Below are 2,786 nucleotides of genomic sequence, written 5' to 3'. Positions count from 1 at the left end.
GGGCAAGAGTGCCTCCGGTACGGGCGACTGGCCTACGGGGGGATGCGGCCCCAGGGGGGCGGGTCCGCGCTTCACGGTGCCACGCGTGGAGCCCGTTCGCGGATCATGAGGGCGGCCCGCTTGGTGGGCAGGTCGACCTCGGCGGAGTACCGGTACCCGGCGCCGAGGAACGCCGCGACGGAGGGCGCGTTGCGGACGTCGGGTTCGGCGAGGACCCGCGTGCAGGCGGGCCGTGCGGCGAGGACGAGGTCGGTGACGGCCCGGATGAGCGTGGTCCCGATGCCCTGCCCGCGGTCGGCGCCGTCGCCGATCAGCAGGTGGAGACCGGTGTCCTGCGGCCGGACGGGACAGTACCGGGCCAGCGGGTCGAGGTCGGCCCGGTAGATCTCCCAGTAGCTCATCGGCACCCCGTCGAGCACGCCGAGGCACGGGACGCTGCGTCCGTCGCCGGTGAGCTGCGCCCTCACGTGGTCCTCCGTCACGACCGGCGGCCCGGTCAGATCCCAGTACGCGGCGACGGCGGGGTCGTTCATCCAGCGGGCGATGAGCGGAACGTCCCGCTCGGCGTGGACGGGCACCAGGTGGAACACGCCCGCGGGTGTGTCGGCCGGGCCCCAGTCGGCGACCCGGCCGAGCAGGCCGTCCCCCGTCCTCCCGTAGAGGGCGACGAACTCCGCGGGAAGGTGCAGGTCGAGGGTGTCGTCGGCGCTCGCATCGGTGGAAACCAAGGGTTCGCTCCTTCGGGGACGGAGGGGACGGAGGGGAGGGGGCGGATGGGCTGGACGGCTGGACGGACTGGAGTCGGGAACGGCGCCCTGCTCAGGCGTGCAGCGGGTTGGCGATGGTGACGTAGACGGACTGGGTGTCCACCGGGCCGACGAGTTCGTCGAGTCCGCGCAGCCGGGTCAGGAGGTTCGCCTTGCAGCGCAGGACCGGCGAGTCGAGCAGCCGCGCCGGAAGTGAGCCGCCCGGCGGGGCGGAGCCCGGGGCCGACCCGCTCAGGAACCGTCGGAAGGCGGCGAGCAGCAGTGCTTCGTCGGCGAGGCGCTGGGAGCCGAAGGCACCGATGAGCCCGAACACGTTGTTCACCGCGAGGTAGTACGCGAAGCGCTCGTCGGCGACGGCGTCGGCGACGAACGTGTCGCTCCGCTCGCCGATGCCCGGCAGCCGGGCGTCGAGTACCGCGCGGTGGGACTCCCGGAAGTAGTAGCCCTGGTTGTCGCGGTAGCGGGCGCCGGCGGGCCAGCCGTCGGCGTCCAGCAGCAGGAGCGTGTTCTGCTGGTGCGCCTCCAGGGCGATCCCCGCGTGCGCGTCCAGCCACAGGACGGGACGTACGACGTGGTGGAGGTAGCGCAGGAACCACTCGGCGGCGACGGCCCCGCGCGTGCGGCCGGTCCGCCGGGCGAGTCGGGTGACGAGACCGGCCAGCCGGGAGCCGGGGGCGTCGGCGTCGTGGTCCTCCGGCCCGCCGGAGCCGTCCACCCGCGCGTGCGGCCGCGGCGCGACGAGGCCGGCCACGCAGGACACGTCGTCCGAGGGCCGGAAGGGGTTGTGCCGGACGACCACGTCGAGTCCGCGCACGGGACCGCCGTCCGGCCCGTCGACGGCGAGCCAGGCCGGGTCTCGGACGATGTCGAAGTCCGGGTGGACGGCCTGCCACTGGCGGGACAGTCCGCCGCGCAGCAGCCGGTGGACCTCGACGCCGCGGTGGAGTTCCTTGCGGAGGTTCTCGCGGCGGGAGTTGGTGACGTGCAGGGCCAGCGAGAGCTTCAGCATGGCGGGCGCGCCGGTGCGGTGGACGGTCCGCACCGAGGATGTGGCATGCCAGGGGGCGCCCCCGGCACCGAGGTCCCTGAGCAGCCCGGCGTCCAGCAGCGCGGCGGTCGTGGGGCGGTGCTGAACGGCCCGGAACTGCCAGGGATGCAGGGGCAGGAGCGCGTATCCGTCCGGCGGCACCGGCCCGTCCCCCGCCAGGCGGACGGTGAGGTCGGGCGCCGTGACCCGGCGGCCGCGCTCGGTCCAGGCCGAGTCGGTGGCGAGGAGGGACGGGGCGACGGCCACCCAGTGCAAGGGGAAGGAGCCGCGCAGTTCGGGTGAGTACCGCCGGGTCTCCGCCTCGGTGAGGCCCTCACGGCTCTTGGGGGTGGGATGCAGCGGGTGCCCCAGGAGGAGCGCCTGCTCGGCGGCGAGGAACAGGTCGGTGCCGGCTTCGGCCGGGGAGTCCCCGTCGGGGCTTGCCTCGCGGTCGCGGAGGAATACGGCGGTGCGGCGGGCGGAGTCGGCCACGCGCGCGACGAGGTCGGTGCCGTCGGGTCCAGGGCCGCCGGACGACTCCCGCGCGAGCAGCGCGGCGAGCGTGACCGCGTCCACGGGCGGCGCCGAGGCCGGGGCGCCGGCCGGCCTCGGGAGGCCGAAGCGGTGGAATCCGGTGGGGGACCGGTAGCGAACGGGAACGGCCAGGGCGGAGCCGGAGGCGGGGAGCGGGATGTGCAGGACGCCGTCGTCCGGAACGTCCAGGCCGGCCTCGCGGACCCAGCAGCGGAGCAGGTTCTCGACGGAGGCCGCCTGGGCTACGGCGTGGTGGCCCGCCAACGGGACATCAGGCGTTGCCGGCACACCAGGCGCGGGCGGCACATCACGCGTTGCCGGCTCACCAGGCATCGGCGGCACACCGGGCGTTGGCGCAACAGCAGGCGCTGCCGGCACCGCGGCGATCGCCGGTCTCGTGGCGGGGACCGCCCTCGTGGCCAGGGCGGCAGGTGGGGTGGGGGCGGGCGGAGGGGTAC

At 75.2% G+C, this 2,786-nt stretch carries 2 protein-coding genes; both read right to left on the bottom strand.

The features are described from left to right. Positions 1–71: 71 nt before the first annotated feature. Entirely contained in the window at positions 72–728 is a 657-nt protein-coding gene (locus DMH12_RS38070; RefSeq protein ID WP_125495813.1) for a GNAT family N-acetyltransferase, read from the bottom strand. A gap of 91 nt (positions 729–819) precedes the next feature. Continuing rightward, positions 820–2,786 (bottom strand): IucA/IucC family protein (locus tag DMH12_RS38065; protein ID WP_399190278.1); only part of this gene is annotated, 1,967 nt, incomplete at its 5' end.

Origin of the sequence: Streptomyces sp. WAC 04229, assembly GCF_003947455.1 — a bacterium.
Classification (GTDB): domain Bacteria; phylum Actinomycetota; class Actinomycetes; order Streptomycetales; family Streptomycetaceae; genus Streptomyces.
Note: the sequence above shows the minus strand (reverse complement) of the source record. Positions and strands in the feature narration are given on the sequence as shown.